19 protein-coding genes are annotated in these 14,105 nt (G+C 36.3%); 12 read left to right on the forward strand and 7 right to left on the reverse strand.

Annotation, left to right across the window (positions count from 1 at the left end):
- Positions 1-193: 193 nt before the first annotated feature.
- The 8 genes from ACNHOZ_RS25650 (at position 194) to ACNHOZ_RS25685 (ending at position 6,643) form a co-directional block, all read left to right on the forward strand.
- The gene (locus tag ACNHOZ_RS25650) at positions 194-478 is read left to right on the forward strand and encodes an HMA2 domain-containing protein (RefSeq protein WP_154989057.1); all 285 of its coding nucleotides are present in this window, start codon (positions 194-196) and stop codon (positions 476-478) included.
- A gap of 12 nt (positions 479-490) precedes the next feature.
- Positions 491-1,027, forward strand: coding sequence for an HMA2 domain-containing protein (locus tag ACNHOZ_RS25655; protein ID WP_235907432.1), 537 nt, complete (start codon positions 491-493; stop codon positions 1,025-1,027).
- Between the two features lie 3 nt (positions 1,028-1,030).
- Positions 1,031-3,145, forward strand: a complete 2,115-nt coding sequence (locus tag ACNHOZ_RS25660; RefSeq protein WP_235907436.1) for a heavy metal translocating P-type ATPase — start codon at positions 1,031-1,033, stop codon at positions 3,143-3,145.
- A complete protein-coding gene (locus ACNHOZ_RS25665) occupies positions 3,117-3,707 on the forward strand; it encodes an HMA2 domain-containing protein (RefSeq protein WP_154974492.1) in 591 nt (196 codons plus the stop codon). Before ACNHOZ_RS25660 ends, ACNHOZ_RS25665 begins: the two co-directional genes overlap by 29 nt.
- A 65-nt stretch (positions 3,708-3,772) precedes the next feature.
- Complete coding sequence (locus tag ACNHOZ_RS25670) at positions 3,773-4,000, forward strand: hypothetical protein (protein WP_098113975.1); 228 nt, start codon at positions 3,773-3,775, stop codon at positions 3,998-4,000.
- A gap of 280 nt (positions 4,001-4,280) precedes the next feature.
- A complete protein-coding gene (locus ACNHOZ_RS25675) occupies positions 4,281-4,538 on the forward strand; it encodes a FeoA family protein (RefSeq protein WP_155008795.1) in 258 nt (85 codons plus the stop codon).
- On the forward strand, positions 4,531-5,262 hold the full coding sequence (locus ACNHOZ_RS25680; RefSeq protein WP_154974487.1) for a FeoB small GTPase domain-containing protein: 732 nt from the start codon (positions 4,531-4,533) through the stop codon (positions 5,260-5,262). The genes ACNHOZ_RS25675 and ACNHOZ_RS25680 overlap by 8 nt, the downstream gene beginning before the upstream one ends.
- A 13-nt stretch (positions 5,263-5,275) precedes the next feature.
- Complete coding sequence (locus ACNHOZ_RS25685) at positions 5,276-6,643, forward strand: nucleoside recognition domain-containing protein (protein ID WP_372454552.1); 1,368 nt, start codon at positions 5,276-5,278, stop codon at positions 6,641-6,643.
- 259 nt (positions 6,644-6,902) lie between these two features.
- Here the strand turns inward: ACNHOZ_RS25685 and ACNHOZ_RS25690 are convergent, their stop codons facing one another.
- Positions 6,903-8,093, reverse strand: coding sequence for an FtsW/RodA/SpoVE family cell cycle protein (locus ACNHOZ_RS25690; protein WP_155008796.1), 1,191 nt, complete (start codon positions 8,091-8,093; stop codon positions 6,903-6,905).
- Positions 8,094-8,132: 39 nt separating this feature from the next.
- Positions 8,133-8,387 carry a hypothetical protein gene (locus tag ACNHOZ_RS25695; protein ID WP_049164752.1) on the reverse strand — a complete coding sequence of 85 codons (255 nt, stop codon included), beginning with the start codon at positions 8,385-8,387 and terminating at the stop codon, positions 8,133-8,135.
- A 536-nt stretch (positions 8,388-8,923) separates the two neighbouring features.
- On the opposite strand from ACNHOZ_RS25695, the gene ACNHOZ_RS25700 reads away from it, so the two are divergent.
- Positions 8,924-9,196: an HU family DNA-binding protein gene (locus tag ACNHOZ_RS25700; RefSeq protein ID WP_447697349.1), complete on the forward strand. Its 273-nt coding sequence runs from the start codon at positions 8,924-8,926 to the stop codon at positions 9,194-9,196.
- Positions 9,197-9,302: 106 nt separating this feature from the next.
- On the opposite strand, the gene ACNHOZ_RS25705 is transcribed toward ACNHOZ_RS25700, so the two are convergent.
- Positions 9,303-9,584 (reverse strand): AbrB/MazE/SpoVT family DNA-binding domain-containing protein, encoded by a 282-nt coding sequence (locus tag ACNHOZ_RS25705; protein WP_447697350.1) that lies wholly within the window; start codon positions 9,582-9,584, stop codon positions 9,303-9,305.
- Positions 9,585-9,760: 176 nt separating this feature from the next.
- The gene (locus ACNHOZ_RS25710) at positions 9,761-9,997 is read right to left on the reverse strand and encodes a hypothetical protein (protein WP_217599639.1); all 237 of its coding nucleotides are present in this window, start codon (positions 9,995-9,997) and stop codon (positions 9,761-9,763) included.
- Positions 9,998-10,397: 400 nt separating this feature from the next.
- Here ACNHOZ_RS25710 and ACNHOZ_RS25715 point away from each other — a divergent pair, with 400 nt between their 5' ends.
- From ACNHOZ_RS25715 to ACNHOZ_RS25725, 3 genes are all read left to right on the forward strand, one after another.
- Positions 10,398-10,874, forward strand: coding sequence for a DUF2975 domain-containing protein (locus tag ACNHOZ_RS25715; protein ID WP_217599638.1), 477 nt, complete (start codon positions 10,398-10,400; stop codon positions 10,872-10,874).
- Between the two features lie 10 nt (positions 10,875-10,884).
- A complete protein-coding gene (locus ACNHOZ_RS25720; protein WP_098315267.1) occupies positions 10,885-11,100 on the forward strand; it encodes a helix-turn-helix domain-containing protein in 216 nt (71 codons plus the stop codon).
- A 94-nt stretch (positions 11,101-11,194) separates the two neighbouring features.
- Positions 11,195-11,539, forward strand: coding sequence for a hypothetical protein (locus tag ACNHOZ_RS25725; RefSeq protein ID WP_217599637.1), 345 nt, complete (start codon positions 11,195-11,197; stop codon positions 11,537-11,539).
- A gap of 107 nt (positions 11,540-11,646) precedes the next feature.
- Here ACNHOZ_RS25725 and ACNHOZ_RS25730 read toward each other — a convergent pair whose 3' ends face one another.
- The 3 genes from ACNHOZ_RS25730 to ACNHOZ_RS25740 all read right to left on the reverse strand — a co-directional run bounded on the left by ACNHOZ_RS25730 (position 11,647) and on the right by ACNHOZ_RS25740 (position 14,042).
- Positions 11,647-12,207 (reverse strand): L,D-transpeptidase, encoded by a 561-nt coding sequence (locus tag ACNHOZ_RS25730; RefSeq protein ID WP_447697351.1) that lies wholly within the window; start codon positions 12,205-12,207, stop codon positions 11,647-11,649.
- A gap of 223 nt (positions 12,208-12,430) precedes the next feature.
- On the reverse strand, positions 12,431-13,096 hold the full coding sequence (locus ACNHOZ_RS25735) for a restriction endonuclease (RefSeq protein WP_447697352.1): 666 nt from the start codon (positions 13,094-13,096) through the stop codon (positions 12,431-12,433).
- Positions 13,089-14,042 carry a toprim domain-containing protein gene (locus ACNHOZ_RS25740; protein ID WP_447697353.1) on the reverse strand — a complete coding sequence of 318 codons (954 nt, stop codon included), beginning with the start codon at positions 14,040-14,042 and terminating at the stop codon, positions 13,089-13,091. Before ACNHOZ_RS25740 ends, ACNHOZ_RS25735 begins: the two co-directional genes overlap by 8 nt.
- Positions 14,043-14,105 lie beyond the last annotated feature (63 nt).

Below are 14,105 nucleotides of genomic sequence, written 5' to 3' on the forward strand. Positions count from 1 at the left end.
GTTTAGTTTTGCAATTTCTTATCTTATTGTTGAGAATCAGTACTAGAATACTGTAAATTTTAGTACTTACTTGTACGTAATAAAATTTACAGTATTTTAATAATTATATTGTTATAAAATATATAAGTTGGTAAAATAAAGAAAAATGATTGGTGGTATTTGGATATTAATGAGTATTAAAGAGAAGGTATTAATGAAATTTGCAGAGAAGAAATTAAATAAGTTACAGATTAATCTTGTGCACTTCATTCCAGGAAGAATTAGACTTCGTTCAACTGTTTGGAAAGATAATAGTAAGCTAGTCGAATTAATTATTTTAAATTTGAAATCTCAACCCCTTGTCTACGACGCTATATTTACACCAGATACCGGAAGTTTACTTATTACATATAAGGCTTCTCACATGACAAATAACAAAGAAATTGAAGAGTGGTTTTACCTTATTGAACAAATATATCAAAAAGAATATAGATCTTAAGGAGAGGAAGGAATGAGCATGCTTCCCACTGTAATAGGTTTAGGTGCTTCCTTTATTGCCCCAAAAATTATGTCTCAATTCCGTGATCAAAAAATAAAAGTAATACATGCCATGCCAGGTCGCCTGCGCATACAATGCGACAGTTGGAAGCATCGTATTATTGCAAAGACTTTAACGGAAGAGGTAAAAAAACACCCTCTTATCCTAACATCGAAAGCTTCAGAGCTAACCGGAAGTTTAGTGCTTCAATTTGTTGTTCCGCATATCAACCAAGAAGAGCTAGACGAACTCATGAGCTATATTGTACAAATCGCATCTAATGCCATCTTAAACAAAGATGCGACATTAATGAATGGTATGACTAACACACTTAGATTTGTAGATAAAGGAATTAAAAAGCAAACCAACGGTTTTGCTGACTTTGATAGTTTATTTGTTCTCTTTTTATTAGGAAAAGGAATTCAGACGTTTGGAAGTGCGCCTGCTTTCTCTGCAAGCCTACTTTATTGGTCATACAATATCATTAAGGAGAAGGGGGGAAAAGAATAGGTGATGATGTTTGGGGTAAAGGTAGCTCATTCTCTTCCTGGAAGAACCCGATTTTATATACCTAAACATTTAGAAATAAGTCGTATTGAAGCTTGGCTACGCTCTTTCCCAGGCGTATATTCTGTAAACTATAAACAAGTAACCGGAAGTCTACTTATCTATCATCATATTAACCTTTCTTTGGATAATCTAAAGTCTTTCATTAGGAAATATAGACATACAATCAGTCAAGTAACATCTTCATGGAAAAAGTTCGTCCCTGTTATAGCTTGTGGAACCGTATTTTTAATTAACTGGTACCTGCAACGTTCTTCATACTCTCCTATAGTAAAGGCAGTTTCTTATTGGATTAGCTCTCTTACTGCTATCAGTACTTCCTATGAGGTCATTAAAGACGGTGTTGTTCATGTCCTAAAAGAGCGAAAAGGGAATGCTAATACATTAACTGCTGCCTCTATATTTGCTTCTTTATATATGAAGAATCCAGGATCGGCTTTAATTATCACTTTGATGTCTACAATTAGTGAGCTATTAACAGACTACACGTCTGAACAAACCAAGCATTATATTCACTCTGTCCTAAAATTAGATATCTCATATGCTTGGAGAGTAAAAGAAAAGGGCGTTGAAGAAAAGGTTTTAGTCGAGAAAATTCAAGTTGGCGATCAGGTTGTCATTTTTACTGGAGAAAAAATCCCTGTAGATGGCATTATAATAGAGGGAAACGGTACAGCAGATGAAGCTTCCATTACTGGGGAGTATATGCCACGAGAGATAAGTGGCGGAGATAATGTGTATGCTGGAAGTGTCTTGCAAAGTGGACATATCACTGTGACAGTCGAAAAAGTAGGAGAAGATACAGCCCTCTCTAAAATTGTGAAACTGTTGGAGGAAGCACAAGAGAAACGTGCTCCTATTCAAAATATAGCCGATACAATAGCTGAAAAAATGGTTCCTGTCTCTTTTGGTTTGGCGCTAGTTACGTTTTTCTTCACTCGAAATCTTAACAGAGCGATGAGTATGTTAGTTATTGATTTTATTTGTGGAATTAAATTATCAACAGCCACAGCTTTATACGCGTCCATCGGACGTGCTGCAAAAGAAGGGGCTATTGTTAAAGGCAGTGATCATATTGAAAAGATGTCTAAACTAAATACAGTTATTCTTGATAAGACCGGAACTATTACAGAAGGCACGCCTGTGGTTCAGCAAGTAATTGCTGCTAAAGGTTTTAATCAAGAAGATGTCATTCGTTTAGCTGCAGCAGCTGAGAAAAATTCTACCCATCCTATTGCTGATGCAATTATGAAGCAAGCGAAAGACTGGAACATTTTAATTCCTACTAGAGACAAGAATGCTCAAATAGAAACTGCGGTAGGAAAAGGGATTTCTACTTGGTTAGACGGCAAAAGAGTAGTCGTTGGCAGTTTACGCTTTATGAATGAATTAAAGATCAAAACCACTACTTTGCTTCAACACATGCAAAACGATGAAAATGTTATTTACGTAGCCTACGATCAAACACTCGTAGGAATAGTCAGCATTTTTGATAAAATACGTTCCGGTATGCACCGCGCAGTGAACAATCTTCGACATCAAGGTATTAACGACATCATTATGCTTACTGGAGACAAAAGAACGGTCGCAAGAGAAATGGCGCGTCGCTTAAAACTGAACTGGTATCATGCAGAGGCTTTGCCAGAAGATAAAGCCTTTTATGTAAAAAGGTATGGGAGAACAGGGGCTGTCATGATGGTAGGTGATGGCATCAATGATGCTCCAGCTCTAGCTCATGCCCATGTAGGTGTAACGATGGGGGCTAAACGAACAGACATTGCTTCAGAAGCCAGTGACGTTATTATTACGTCTGATAACCCAGAAATGCTTTCTGAGTTAGTTGGACTATCTAAAAAGACCATGAACATTATTAAACAAAACTTTATTGCCACGTTTGCTATTAATGGTATTGCAATTTTATTCGGTGCTTTAGGTATCTTCTCTCCAATCGTGGGAGCAGCTATTCATAATGCGGCCACTATTGGTGTAGTAATAAATAGTGCAAGAATTTTATGGGTAGGGAGGGAAACCAATGAATCCCAAATTCTACGTTCTGCATGATATACCAGGTCGTATTCGATTTCATATCCCAGCATTGAGAGATAAGAAAAATCATGTGGAAATAGAGCATATGTTTTCTGCTTTAAAAGGTATAACGAGTGTGAGAATAGAACCCATCATTCAAACCATGCTTATTTACTATGATGTCTCACAACTTTCTCGCAATACCATTTTTCGTTATGTATCTATCTTTTTTCAGCAAACGCGTTTAGATCCATTAGATGATATTATGATTCAAATGGATCCTGCCACACGAAATGATTGGCTACGTACATTGTTTTCCGGGGGATTACTTCTACTGGCAGGTATTCGAAAAGCATCTTTTTATAAACCAGATGCACTCGTATATGGAGCAGTAGTTGCGACAGGCTATACGGTCTTATCCCACGGCACGAGCAATAAAATGAGGCACCCAGATATTTTAACTGGAATTGTTACGATGTTATCTCTAGGGCCATCAAATATGCTCTATGTAGCGATGATTACATGGATTGTAAATGTGTTGGAATTGTTACATGAAAAGCAGAAAGTGCAATCACAAAAGTTATCTACAATTACGTAAGATATTCATTCATACCTTTTGTATGAATTGATATAAAAAACTTAGGATTATGGGGGAGTTTTATAATGATTAATCGCGATTTTCTAATGGGATTTGTATCAGGAACAGTGGTAGGTGCAGTAGGTTATCGTCTATATGAACAAAATGGGGGACAATTACAACGCCTTGTCCAACCTAAACAAAGTTTTGGTAGCCAACAACAAGCAATTACATCTTATCAACCTTCTATGGAAGAGCTTCAAGCGCAGAAAGAACGTTTAGAGGACATGATTGCTGAATTACAAGTAAAATAATGATAAAAAGAGTGAGAGATAGTTCCAGGCTACCTCTCATTCTTTTTATCTTCTAATGGGGGCTAGTTTAAATAATAAATATTTACCTTAGGTTAAAAAGTTTCCTTAGGTAAACTATTTATATACATTATATTCCACAAGCAAAGGATTATCAATAAAATTAAGGATTTATAAATTTTTATTTCTGAAAATTCTAAATATAAACCACTTTTTGTTCATAAAGTTTCCTTTGCGAAACAAAATAACCTAAGATAAAAAAATAAGAAAGGAAGAAAATTAGATGGTTGATGTAAAAACTGGTCCGTTGTCTACATTTACAACAGGTGAAACGGTGCAGCTAGAGCGAATTGAAGTTGAAGGTTCCTTAAAGCGACGCTTGTTAGATTTAGGCTTTATTCCAGGAGCCATAATTAGGGTACTTCAGAAAAGTCCGTTAGGAGATCCTGTTGCTTATCAAGTCAGTCATACAACGATTGGTCTCAGAAAAGAAGAAAGCTCAAAAATGTACGTAAAAAAAGTAGGTGACGACGATGAGTAAGTATCGCATTGCACTAGCAGGAAATCCGAATACAGGAAAAAGTACGTTATTTAACGGGTTAACCGGTCTCAAGCAGCACACGGGAAACTGGACAGGAAAAACCGTGGCCAAGGCAGAAGGGACGTTTGAACATCACGAGCAGCTCTACACAATCGTCGATCTGCCTGGAACGTATTCACTTTATTCAAACTCGGCGGACGAAGAAGTAGCGCGCGATTATATTTTATTTGAAAGACCTGACGTGACGGTTGTTGTGGTCGATGCAACGGCGATGGAACGAAATCTTAATCTAGCTCTGCAGGTAATGGAAATGACGGAAAACGTCGTAATTTGTGTGAACTTAATGGATGAAGCAAAGAAAAAAGGAATTGTGATTAACGAAAAAAAGCTGGCTGAATCGTTAGGGGTACCGGTTGTGCCTATATCAGCTCGCAATAAAAAAGGAATTACGAATTTGCTGGATGCGATTGAAGGAGTCGTGCGCGGGGAAGTAAAGCTTACTCCTTACCAGGTGCAGTATACAAAAGAAATTGAAGCGTCACTAAAGGAGCTAGAGCCTCAAGTTGCTTCTATTGTTGGAAACCAGTTTCCTCTCCGCTGGATTGCTTTACGAGTTCTTGATGGAGACACGTCATTTTTAGAAACCATTCAGCAGCGCCAGAAGCAAGATATCAGTCACACAGAAAGGAGGAACAGCGCATATGGGAAATCCGTTAACTCCTGAAAACTCATTAGCGATGGAACAGCTAACGCGCTATGCGCAGCAGGCAAAAGAAAAAGATCATCGTTCAAATATGGTCGCAAGTATTTATCAGTCTTCACAGCAAATATGTAAAAAAGCCGTTGTGTACGAAGACCGTTCAAAGCTTCAGCGTACGGAAAAGCTAGATAAAGTCTTCACTTCGCCAATTTGGGGCTTTCCGATTATGCTTGGTATTTTATCGGTGATCTTTTATATCACCATAGCCGGAGCAAACGTTCCTTCTGGATTAATCGCACAAGGTTTTGGCTGGGCGGAAGGATATTTAACAGCTTTCTTTCAAGCGATGCACACGCCAGAATGGCTGCACGGAATTCTTGTACTAGGACTGTTTCGCGGTACGGGATGGGTTATTAGCGTCATGCTGCCTCCAATGGCCATCTTTTTCCCGGTGTTTGCCCTTTTAGAAAACTACGGCTACTTGCCTCGCGTCGCGTTTAATATGGATCGTTTGTTCAAGCGAGCAGGCGCACACGGCAAGCAGTCCCTGACGATGGCGATGGGGTTTGGATGTAACGCCGCAGCGATTATGTCAACACGTATTATTGAATCGCCGCGTGAACGTATGATGGCGATTTTAACAAATAACTTTGTTCCGTGTAACGGCAGATGGCCTACGCTGATTTTGTTAGCTTCTTTATTTATGGCAACAGGCTTTACAGGGAGTGCTAAAACATTCGTAACGGCGCTTGTTGTAGTGGGAACCGTGTTATTTGGAATTGTGGTGACGTTGTTCGTATCGTGGACACTGTCTAAAACAGCGCTGCGCGGAGTACCAACCCACTATACGCTCGAGCTCCCGCCTTACCGTAAGCCAAAATTTGTAGATACAATTGTGCGTGCGACGCTGGATAAATCGCTGTTTGTGTTAAAACGCGCGATTATTGTTGCAGCACCTGCAGCAGTTCTAACATGGATACTGGCCAACATCTATGTCAATGACACAAGTATTTTAATGCACTTCGTTCAGTTTCTTGATCCATTCGCCAAGATGCTGGGACTAGACGGGTACATACTAGCTGCTTTTATTATTGGCTTGCCGGCTAATGAAATTGTTGTACCAGTTTTACTAATGGCGTATTTATCAACAGGATCATTAATTGAAATTGAAGATGCAACAAGACTCAAGCAAATTTTTCTGGATCACCACTGGACGTGGCTAACGGCTCTTAACATGATGCTGTTTTCGCTTCTACATTATCCATGCGGAACAACCCTTGTGAATATTTATAAAGAAACAAAGAACATAAAGTGGACGTTTCTTGCCTTTGCAATACCCACAGTTATAGCCACTGGAGTTACTTTTGTAGTTGCTCAAATCGTTAAAAGTTTCAATTTAATTTAGTCGGAACATATACAAATCAATGAGTTGAGAGATAATGTCTAGTTTTTATATTTTATTTGCCCACATTGAATAACATTTATAATAGGGAGCATACTAAGTAAGATGCCAAAAGGCATCATAGGATAAAGTCTCATAAACAGAAAACCGTCTTAGAGAGAAGGTGGTTTTCTGTTTTTTACGCTGTAGTATACATTTTTAAAACATACTATCTCAAATTAGAAAAAGACGTCTTATAAAATAAGACGCCTTTCTACTCGATTTAAACACTCTTTAGCTTACGTTGTTTAACTAATTCAACCTTATACTTTTCTTCGAACTTATTAAACATAGAGATATTTGTTAATACGCCCATAGATAACATCAGTAATGTGAGTGAAGATCCACCATAACTCACAAACGGTAAAGTTACACCTGTAATAGGTAAAATACCCGTTACTGCGCCAAGATTCACAAATACTTGAATACCAATCATAACTGAAATACCTATAGCCATTAATGCTCCAAAAGGTTCTTTGCACTTCTGTGCAATTCTTAGACCTTTAATAACAATAAAAAATAATAAACCCAGAACGATAAGTACACCCCAAAAACCTAATTCCTCTGCAATAACAGCCATAATAAAATCTGTATGAGATTCAGGTAGATAACCAGCTTTTTGTACACCCTGTCCTAGACCTAAACCTTGTAACCCCCCGGTTCCTATAGCCAAATAAGAATTAACAAGCTGATATCCATCGCCTTGCTGATTTTCAAATGGATGTAGGTATCCTGTAAAACGAGAGATACGTACAGGAGAGAAGACTGTATCAATATGGCCAGTTACTAATAAAACGACAAGCATAATCCCTATGCCTACTACCCCTAGCATCGCAATTTTCAGCATTGATTTTCTAGAAATACCAGAACATAAGACAATCGCTGCAACGATGCCTAAAATAAGCAGAATTCCACCATAATCAGGTTGCATGGCAATTAAAATGCAAAGGAAAAAGACGATAATAATAGGTGGAATAATTGCACGCTTTAAGTCATTTATATATTCCTGTTTATTTGTAAAAACAGCTGCTAAATAGACAATAATGACGAGTTTTGTTAATTCTAATGGCTGTATCCTAACTGGACCAAGTACAAGCCAACTTGTTGCGTTTCCTGCCGTATGTCCGAATACAAGTACCAGAACTAAAAGGGTAGTGATTCCTCCTAATGCAAGCATCAAGAACCTTTTTTCTTGGTACATCTTATAAGGAATAACGGCTGTGACGCAGAAAAAGAAAAGCCCTGCTAAAAGTGCAAACTTTTGTTTTTGATAAAAGTAATCACCCGTGAATCCATATCGAGCGATAGCTGTTACCATACTAGCACTGTAAACCATAATTAAACCAATAATACTTAAAACAACTAAGGCTATGATAAACTTGTAGTCATAACACTTTAAAACCTTTTTAAACATAGAAAGATCCTCATTCCTTGCAATATAAAAAATATGTTTTTAGAGAAAAACTCTCAATAAATTAAACAACCCAAAGGTTGAACTTGCTACTATAGCCATAGTACCTACTGTTTTGTTCCTTCCTGCTAAATAATAATGTAAACTATGTAAGATAAATGCAACTGAGACAACCATGATGACTGCCTTGTACCAAAAAGAACTATCTAAATACCACCCTAAACTCATAAAAATAAGTAGTAGTACTAAAGATATTGTTCTTATTCTACTTTCCGTGACAACTTCTACGTACTTCATATAACACTCCTACCGCCAAATAAAATTCCTATCATATGGTTAATTACCATGTATTAACCATAAATGTAAACGAAGTTATAATTATACCATAATAATTCCTTAAATAAGCAAAGTATGTTAGCCAAACATATAATAGTCATTTTGTATATAGGTTGTTCGTTAGCAGTCAACATACTCGTATATCAAAGCAAGCGAAAAAAACTCCTTTTACCATCAGGAGTTTAAAAAGCCTTCTTATTATAGCTTAGTGCATCAAAAGTAAACCTTTTATACATATCACAGTTTAGGAAATGATTTTGGATTCAGATATGATACGATGCTAAACAACTGATTCAGCGTCTTAACATACATTTAAAGATGCAGTCCGTAAAGGTATAACTTTACGAACTATGAATTTTAGTTATTTTACATTAAAATATACTATTTTTTAGAATATAGGAGACATACAAGAACATACGTTTGACTTTTTTGATTAGGCTGTGATATATTTCTTGTCTATACACCACTATACATAGTAGAGAATGAGGTAAGTAGATATGAAAAAAGCTGAATTAATTGATGCTGTCGCGTCGAAATCAGAATTAACAAAACAAGACACAAAGAAAGCCATTGATGGACTATTTGCAACGATTTCTTCCACACTGGCAAACGAAGAGAAAATTCAAATTGCTGGATTTGGTACATTTGAAGTACGTGAACGTGGAGAGCGTACAGGACGTAATCCACAAACAGGTGAACAAATTGTTATTCCAGCTACAAAGGCTCCAGCCTTCAAGCCAGGTAAAGAATTTAAAGAAGCTGTAAAATAAAGTAAAGAGGATTTATATAAACTCTCCAGAACAAGATTCTGGAGAGTTTACATAAATCCAAATGCAAAGGGTGAAACATAGACTTCCTATGGAATACACGTCTATATTACGCTTTAATACCAAATTTAAATTCAATCTCATGCTTTAGAATTTCCGCACCTCGCGGGCTTAACACAATTCCTTTTGCATATTCCCTGTTTTGTGAGGTCACTTCACCGGTAATCATACATTCATTTTGGGCTTTGTATTTCTGAAGAATAATGTGATTGCCATCAACAAATATTTCTACAGGATTTTTTTCTTTGATAGTAAGAACCTTCCGTAACTCCACAGGAATTACAACACGGCCCAACTCGTCTACCTTTCGCACAATACCCGTTGTTTTCATACTTTTCCTAACCTCCAAAGATAAAATAAAGGACATGAACTCTAGATATTACTTTTATAGAATTAAATTTTTTGCTGCATCAATTGTTCATTCTTATAGTAAAGCAAAGGTGTTTTGTTAATTCTTCTTTTTTAAGAAAGTAATTTAGCACGAGAATAAAGAGTTGTACAAATCATTTAATACTGTCCCCTTACATTTCTTTCGCTGTTTCTTTTAAATTGTTCTTTCACATACGTACACGTACGCTCATGATCACGGGAAAAGAAGTGATCCTTTTTATGGTACACTTTTACTCCACAAGATGGACAAGCAAAGAAGCCAATTGTTAGCTCACCGGGCACCTCATGTGCATAAAACTCACCAGTTGCTGTAAACATCACTACATGATTGGCTTTTTCGGTTTTGGCTCTCAATCCTATTCCTCCTTACCCATATATTTCATATAATTCTATAATAAGGTCTATACGGTAATAATACAAAAAATAAGCAGCACCTTGTGTTTTGACACGAGATACTGCTTTTATTGTTGTTTTCATAAACGCCGTATGTACCATTTTCATTTAAATCTAAACAATTTAGTATGTATAGCTGTAAAAGTCTAAGAGTCTCCTGTTTATTTTATGGAATTTCCGTCTATACATTTTCTAGTTTATTAAATCCTTCCTTTGTATAAAAGAATATTTCTGCCACTTTAAAGTTAGAGTCATTTTATAGAAACAATAAGAATAAAATGTAAAATGATATATTTTTATTGTAAAACGATAAATTATATGTTAAATTCGTATTTGAAATTTAATAAATGAGGTGTTTATTATGAAACAAAGTTCAACAATATTTTTAAAAATAGCTCTTTTTCTCATGGGAGCTCCGGTTCTTGCTTTAGGCATATTTGGTTTATTTTATTTAGCTAACAATACAGCAAATTCAGACTACTCCTACATACTATATCCTGCTGTAAGCATTATGTATCTTTCAGTTATCCCTTATTTCCTTACGTTGTATCAGGCTTTTCGACTTCTTATCTATATTGACAAGAACAAAGCGTTTTCTAGCATTTCTGTAATAGCATTAAAGAAAATAAAATATTATGCAATTGTAATTAGTGGCCTGTATGTGATAATGATGCCATTCGTTTTTTTAATAGCAGATAAAGACGATGCGCCAGGCCTTATAATAGTTGGAATGGTACCTATCTTTGCTTCGTTGGTAATTGCAGTCTTTGCTGCGGTCCTTAAAAGACTTTTACAGCAAGCGATTGATATAAAATCGGAGAACGATTACACAGTTTGAGGTGGATAAAGTGGCAATTATAATTAATATTGATGTCATGTTGGCTAAAAGAAAAATGAGTGTGACGGAACTTTCAGAGAAGGTAGGAATAACGATGGCCAATCTTTCTATCTTAAAAAATGGCAAGGCAAAAGCAGTTAGATTTTCAACTTTAGAGGCTATTTGCAAAGCCTTAGAATGTCAGCCTGGCGATATTTTAGAATACAAAGATGAAGAAGATGCTTAAAATAGTCACAAATAAAGCATTAGAACGAAATTTAACGGGTTTGCTTAAGGAGGTTAGTTAGTCAAAGACAAATATCAAACAGAGGAGAAATTTAATGAGTTTTATCGGTCTAGTTATGCTCTTTGTTTTATTTCTTATGTTGGTTTTTGTAGTAGTTGGGGTACTTTTTTATCGTAGAAATACTCAAAATACACCATCGTTATTGGGAATTGGAGTACTTTTACTACAATTGCTACTCATCGTATTATTTTTCACTGAAATTACAGCAAAATTTAATGAATTATTCTTTGATATCCTTTGGTGGACCATAGTTGTATCCGGTCTTATCGTCGGAATACGAAAATTTAAAAATAATGTAATTCTATCTATGCTAAATATTTTCATCAGTCTTTTATTAGCAATTTTTATGCTTCTATTGTTGTTCATCACATCTATGTAACCATTATTGATATGTCTTTTTTTAAGTATTTTAATTGGTCTTAAATAGAACTTTAAGCTAAAAAGCAGCATTCCATGATAAAAAAACCATGGAATGCTGCTCAGATATTAATTATTTTTCATCTTGTAGCCTTTGAATTTATATCCATATACGCTCGTAAGATCAACGAAGCTTTTATAAGAATACGTAATCGCAACCGGTGTGCCTACTTGAACTTTATCATAAAGCTTTTCGATGTCTGTATTATGCATTCTCACGCAACCTTGACTCACATATTTTCCAATGCTACTTTCATTGTTATTGCCGTGAATGCCGTATGTATCACCATACGTACCGTTTGCATTCAATCCTAACCAACGTTTTCCTAATGGATTTCGAGGATCTCCTCCAGGAATATGACCCGTATAATAAGGACGATCTTTAATTTTATTGACGATTTTAAAGAAACCAACCGGCGTTTTCTCCCATGTCTTACCTGTCGCAACTGGTTCTACCATTTCTAATTTTCCATCATGGAAATAAGCAAGCTTATTGTAGTATTTGCTAATAATGATTAAATCTTTATTCGCTGGTTTACTTGCTGCTTCTGTTTTCCCTTGATTTACTCCACATAATGCGACCATTAATAATGTAAGAACGGTCATTGATTTCATGAAAATGTTCTTCATAAAAACTCTCCTCTTTTTTATATTTTTATAGAAAACGTAAACAGCACCTTCTAATTAGAAAGTGCTGTTTCGTCACAATTATTTATAAATAAAAAACCTAGTTAATTGACGATTTTGACATGCAGAGAAACGCTCTCTGACGAAGTTAACTTTTGTTTTGCGTATAACTGCTCATTCGATGCAAATTTCAGTACCAATTTAGAGCAAGAAAAAACAGACCTTGCTATCCTGAAGGTCTGCTCTTACTTACTTCCTTATTAATTTTCTCTGTATGACGACAAGAAGGGAAAGATGAACAGCCAAAAAAGCGAGTGCCATTCCCATCTCGTACGACTAGATCTTGCCCACACTTTGGACATTTACGAGGTTCTGGTGTGATATTTTCAAAGATTTCCCGTGCCTTAAAAACAGGATTTACTTCATTAATAAACTTTTGAAGATCCGCCCGATCCAATAAGGTCACATCACATGCAGCTGCCAGCTCTTTTGCTTGTTTCGTAAAATAGCTATTGGTCACAACCCACGCCTGATTCGCTTTATAATACGCTTTTGCCCCATATACTTCTTGTATAGCTGAAATACTGACCCGATTTTTAATTCCATATCGTTTAGCTTGAATGACAATTTTTTCTTTGCCTTTCATCACTAAATCAGCCCCAAAGTCACCAGACTTTTTAGTTACTTGAGGTTTATATCCTAACTGTTGGAAAAGGGCCTGCAAATAAATTTCAAACTGATAACCATCCATTTTATCAATATAGGGCATACCCGACTGGGCTAACTCTTTCATATACCTCCGTTCACGAAGGACACGGTAAGCAAATTGAGAAAGTTTCACTAAAATCATGATAAGAAAGAGGTAAAATACACCTTGAAACACTTTATCCATTCATTGAAAGCTCCTGTTCAGTTTGTTTATTCCGGAGACGTGATGCTACAGGTTGAATGCTTTTTCCATTCTTCTTTAATTCTTCGTTCCAATCTTTCGCTCCTTTTGGAATATCTGCTCTTATTAAATCAGCATTAACGATTTGGTTCATTTTGTCAATAAATTCTTTTCCACCTTGGTCATTGTCGACAGCTAACACCATTTCTTTGATGCCTAAGCCTTCTTTTCGAGCTTCGATATAAGACTGTGCAACAGTTTTAGGCTTTAAGCCATTCATACTAATAAGGCGTGTATTCTGCAATTGGTTTTCTTGTATACTCCAATAAGAAAGCAAATCAATTGGACTTTCAAAAAAATGAATTTTATTTGGGCGACCAACGTCAACTGAAAAGCCTGTATGTGGGTTATCGTTCGGTAAGACTTGTTTAAAGGAACCACGCTTATTACTTATAGAAGCTGTTCCTTGCCGATCCGCCCCAATTACTTTTCCTTTACCTCCATGTTCACGCCATTTAAACACGACATTGTTCCGTTTGTCCTGGGCGATTAAATCTTTTTGAAGAAGCCAGTCAACTAACCGAGAATCTATTTTACGTTCTTTTATGAGATAATCCTTTATTTTGCTTTGATCCTTTACTTCTAACTCTACTGGATAGCGAAAAGGCTCTTTTGATGGTGAAACCGACGGTTGCTCTTGCGACTGAGAAAGCTCTTTATAATTGCCTTTGTTGATATCTAATACAGCTTGTGGAAACGACATCCCATAATACATGCGAGCGAAACTGATCGCTCCATACCCTGTTTCATTCCGGCTGTTCCAAGCATACATATTTCCTTTAATGAGTAAGCTATCATGTTCCGTATGACGATAGTACTTTCCTTCTTTTACAAAGGTTTCGCCTTTGGCTTCCAGATACGACAACAAATCAACATCTCGTGCTTTCATGATTTCCCCCTCATTGACGTGTTTTCGTTCTCCCACCTAATCCCTCCTTCTCTTTCAATCTAT

The organism is Priestia sp. D51 (assembly GCF_053345675.1).

Coding starts and splice junctions, on each gene's coding strand:
- ACNHOZ_RS25650 (WP_154989057.1), top strand. CDS start 194: ATGAAATTTGCAGAGAAGAAATTAAATAAGTTACAGATTAATCTTGTG.
- ACNHOZ_RS25655 (WP_235907432.1), top strand. CDS start 491: ATGAGCATGCTTCCCACTGTAATAGGTTTAGGTGCTTCCTTTATTGCC.
- ACNHOZ_RS25660 (WP_235907436.1), top strand. CDS start 1,031: ATGATGTTTGGGGTAAAGGTAGCTCATTCTCTTCCTGGAAGAACCCGA.
- ACNHOZ_RS25665 (WP_154974492.1), top strand. CDS start 3,117: ATGAATCCCAAATTCTACGTTCTGCATGATATACCAGGTCGTATTCGA.
- ACNHOZ_RS25670 (WP_098113975.1), top strand. CDS start 3,773: ATGATTAATCGCGATTTTCTAATGGGATTTGTATCAGGAACAGTGGTA.
- ACNHOZ_RS25675 (WP_155008795.1), top strand. CDS start 4,281: ATGGTTGATGTAAAAACTGGTCCGTTGTCTACATTTACAACAGGTGAA.
- ACNHOZ_RS25680 (WP_154974487.1), top strand. CDS start 4,531: ATGAGTAAGTATCGCATTGCACTAGCAGGAAATCCGAATACAGGAAAA.
- ACNHOZ_RS25685 (WP_372454552.1), top strand. CDS start 5,276: ATGGAACAGCTAACGCGCTATGCGCAGCAGGCAAAAGAAAAAGATCAT.
- ACNHOZ_RS25690 (WP_155008796.1), bottom strand. CDS start 8,093: ATGTTTAAAAAGGTTTTAAAGTGTTATGACTACAAGTTTATCATAGCC.
- ACNHOZ_RS25695 (WP_049164752.1), bottom strand. CDS start 8,387: ATGAAGTACGTAGAAGTTGTCACGGAAAGTAGAATAAGAACAATATCT.
- ACNHOZ_RS25700 (WP_447697349.1), top strand. CDS start 8,924: ATGAAAAAAGCTGAATTAATTGATGCTGTCGCGTCGAAATCAGAATTA.
- ACNHOZ_RS25705 (WP_447697350.1), bottom strand. CDS start 9,584: ATGAAAACAACGGGTATTGTGCGAAAGGTAGACGAGTTGGGCCGTGTT.
- ACNHOZ_RS25715 (WP_217599638.1), top strand. CDS start 10,398: ATGAAACAAAGTTCAACAATATTTTTAAAAATAGCTCTTTTTCTCATG.
- ACNHOZ_RS25725 (WP_217599637.1), top strand. CDS start 11,195: ATGAGTTTTATCGGTCTAGTTATGCTCTTTGTTTTATTTCTTATGTTG.
- ACNHOZ_RS25730 (WP_447697351.1), bottom strand. CDS start 12,207: ATGAAGAACATTTTCATGAAATCAATGACCGTTCTTACATTATTAATG.
- ACNHOZ_RS25735 (WP_447697352.1), bottom strand. CDS start 13,096: ATGGATAAAGTGTTTCAAGGTGTATTTTACCTCTTTCTTATCATGATT.
- ACNHOZ_RS25740 (WP_447697353.1), bottom strand. CDS start 14,042: ATGAAAGCACGAGATGTTGATTTGTTGTCGTATCTGGAAGCCAAAGGC.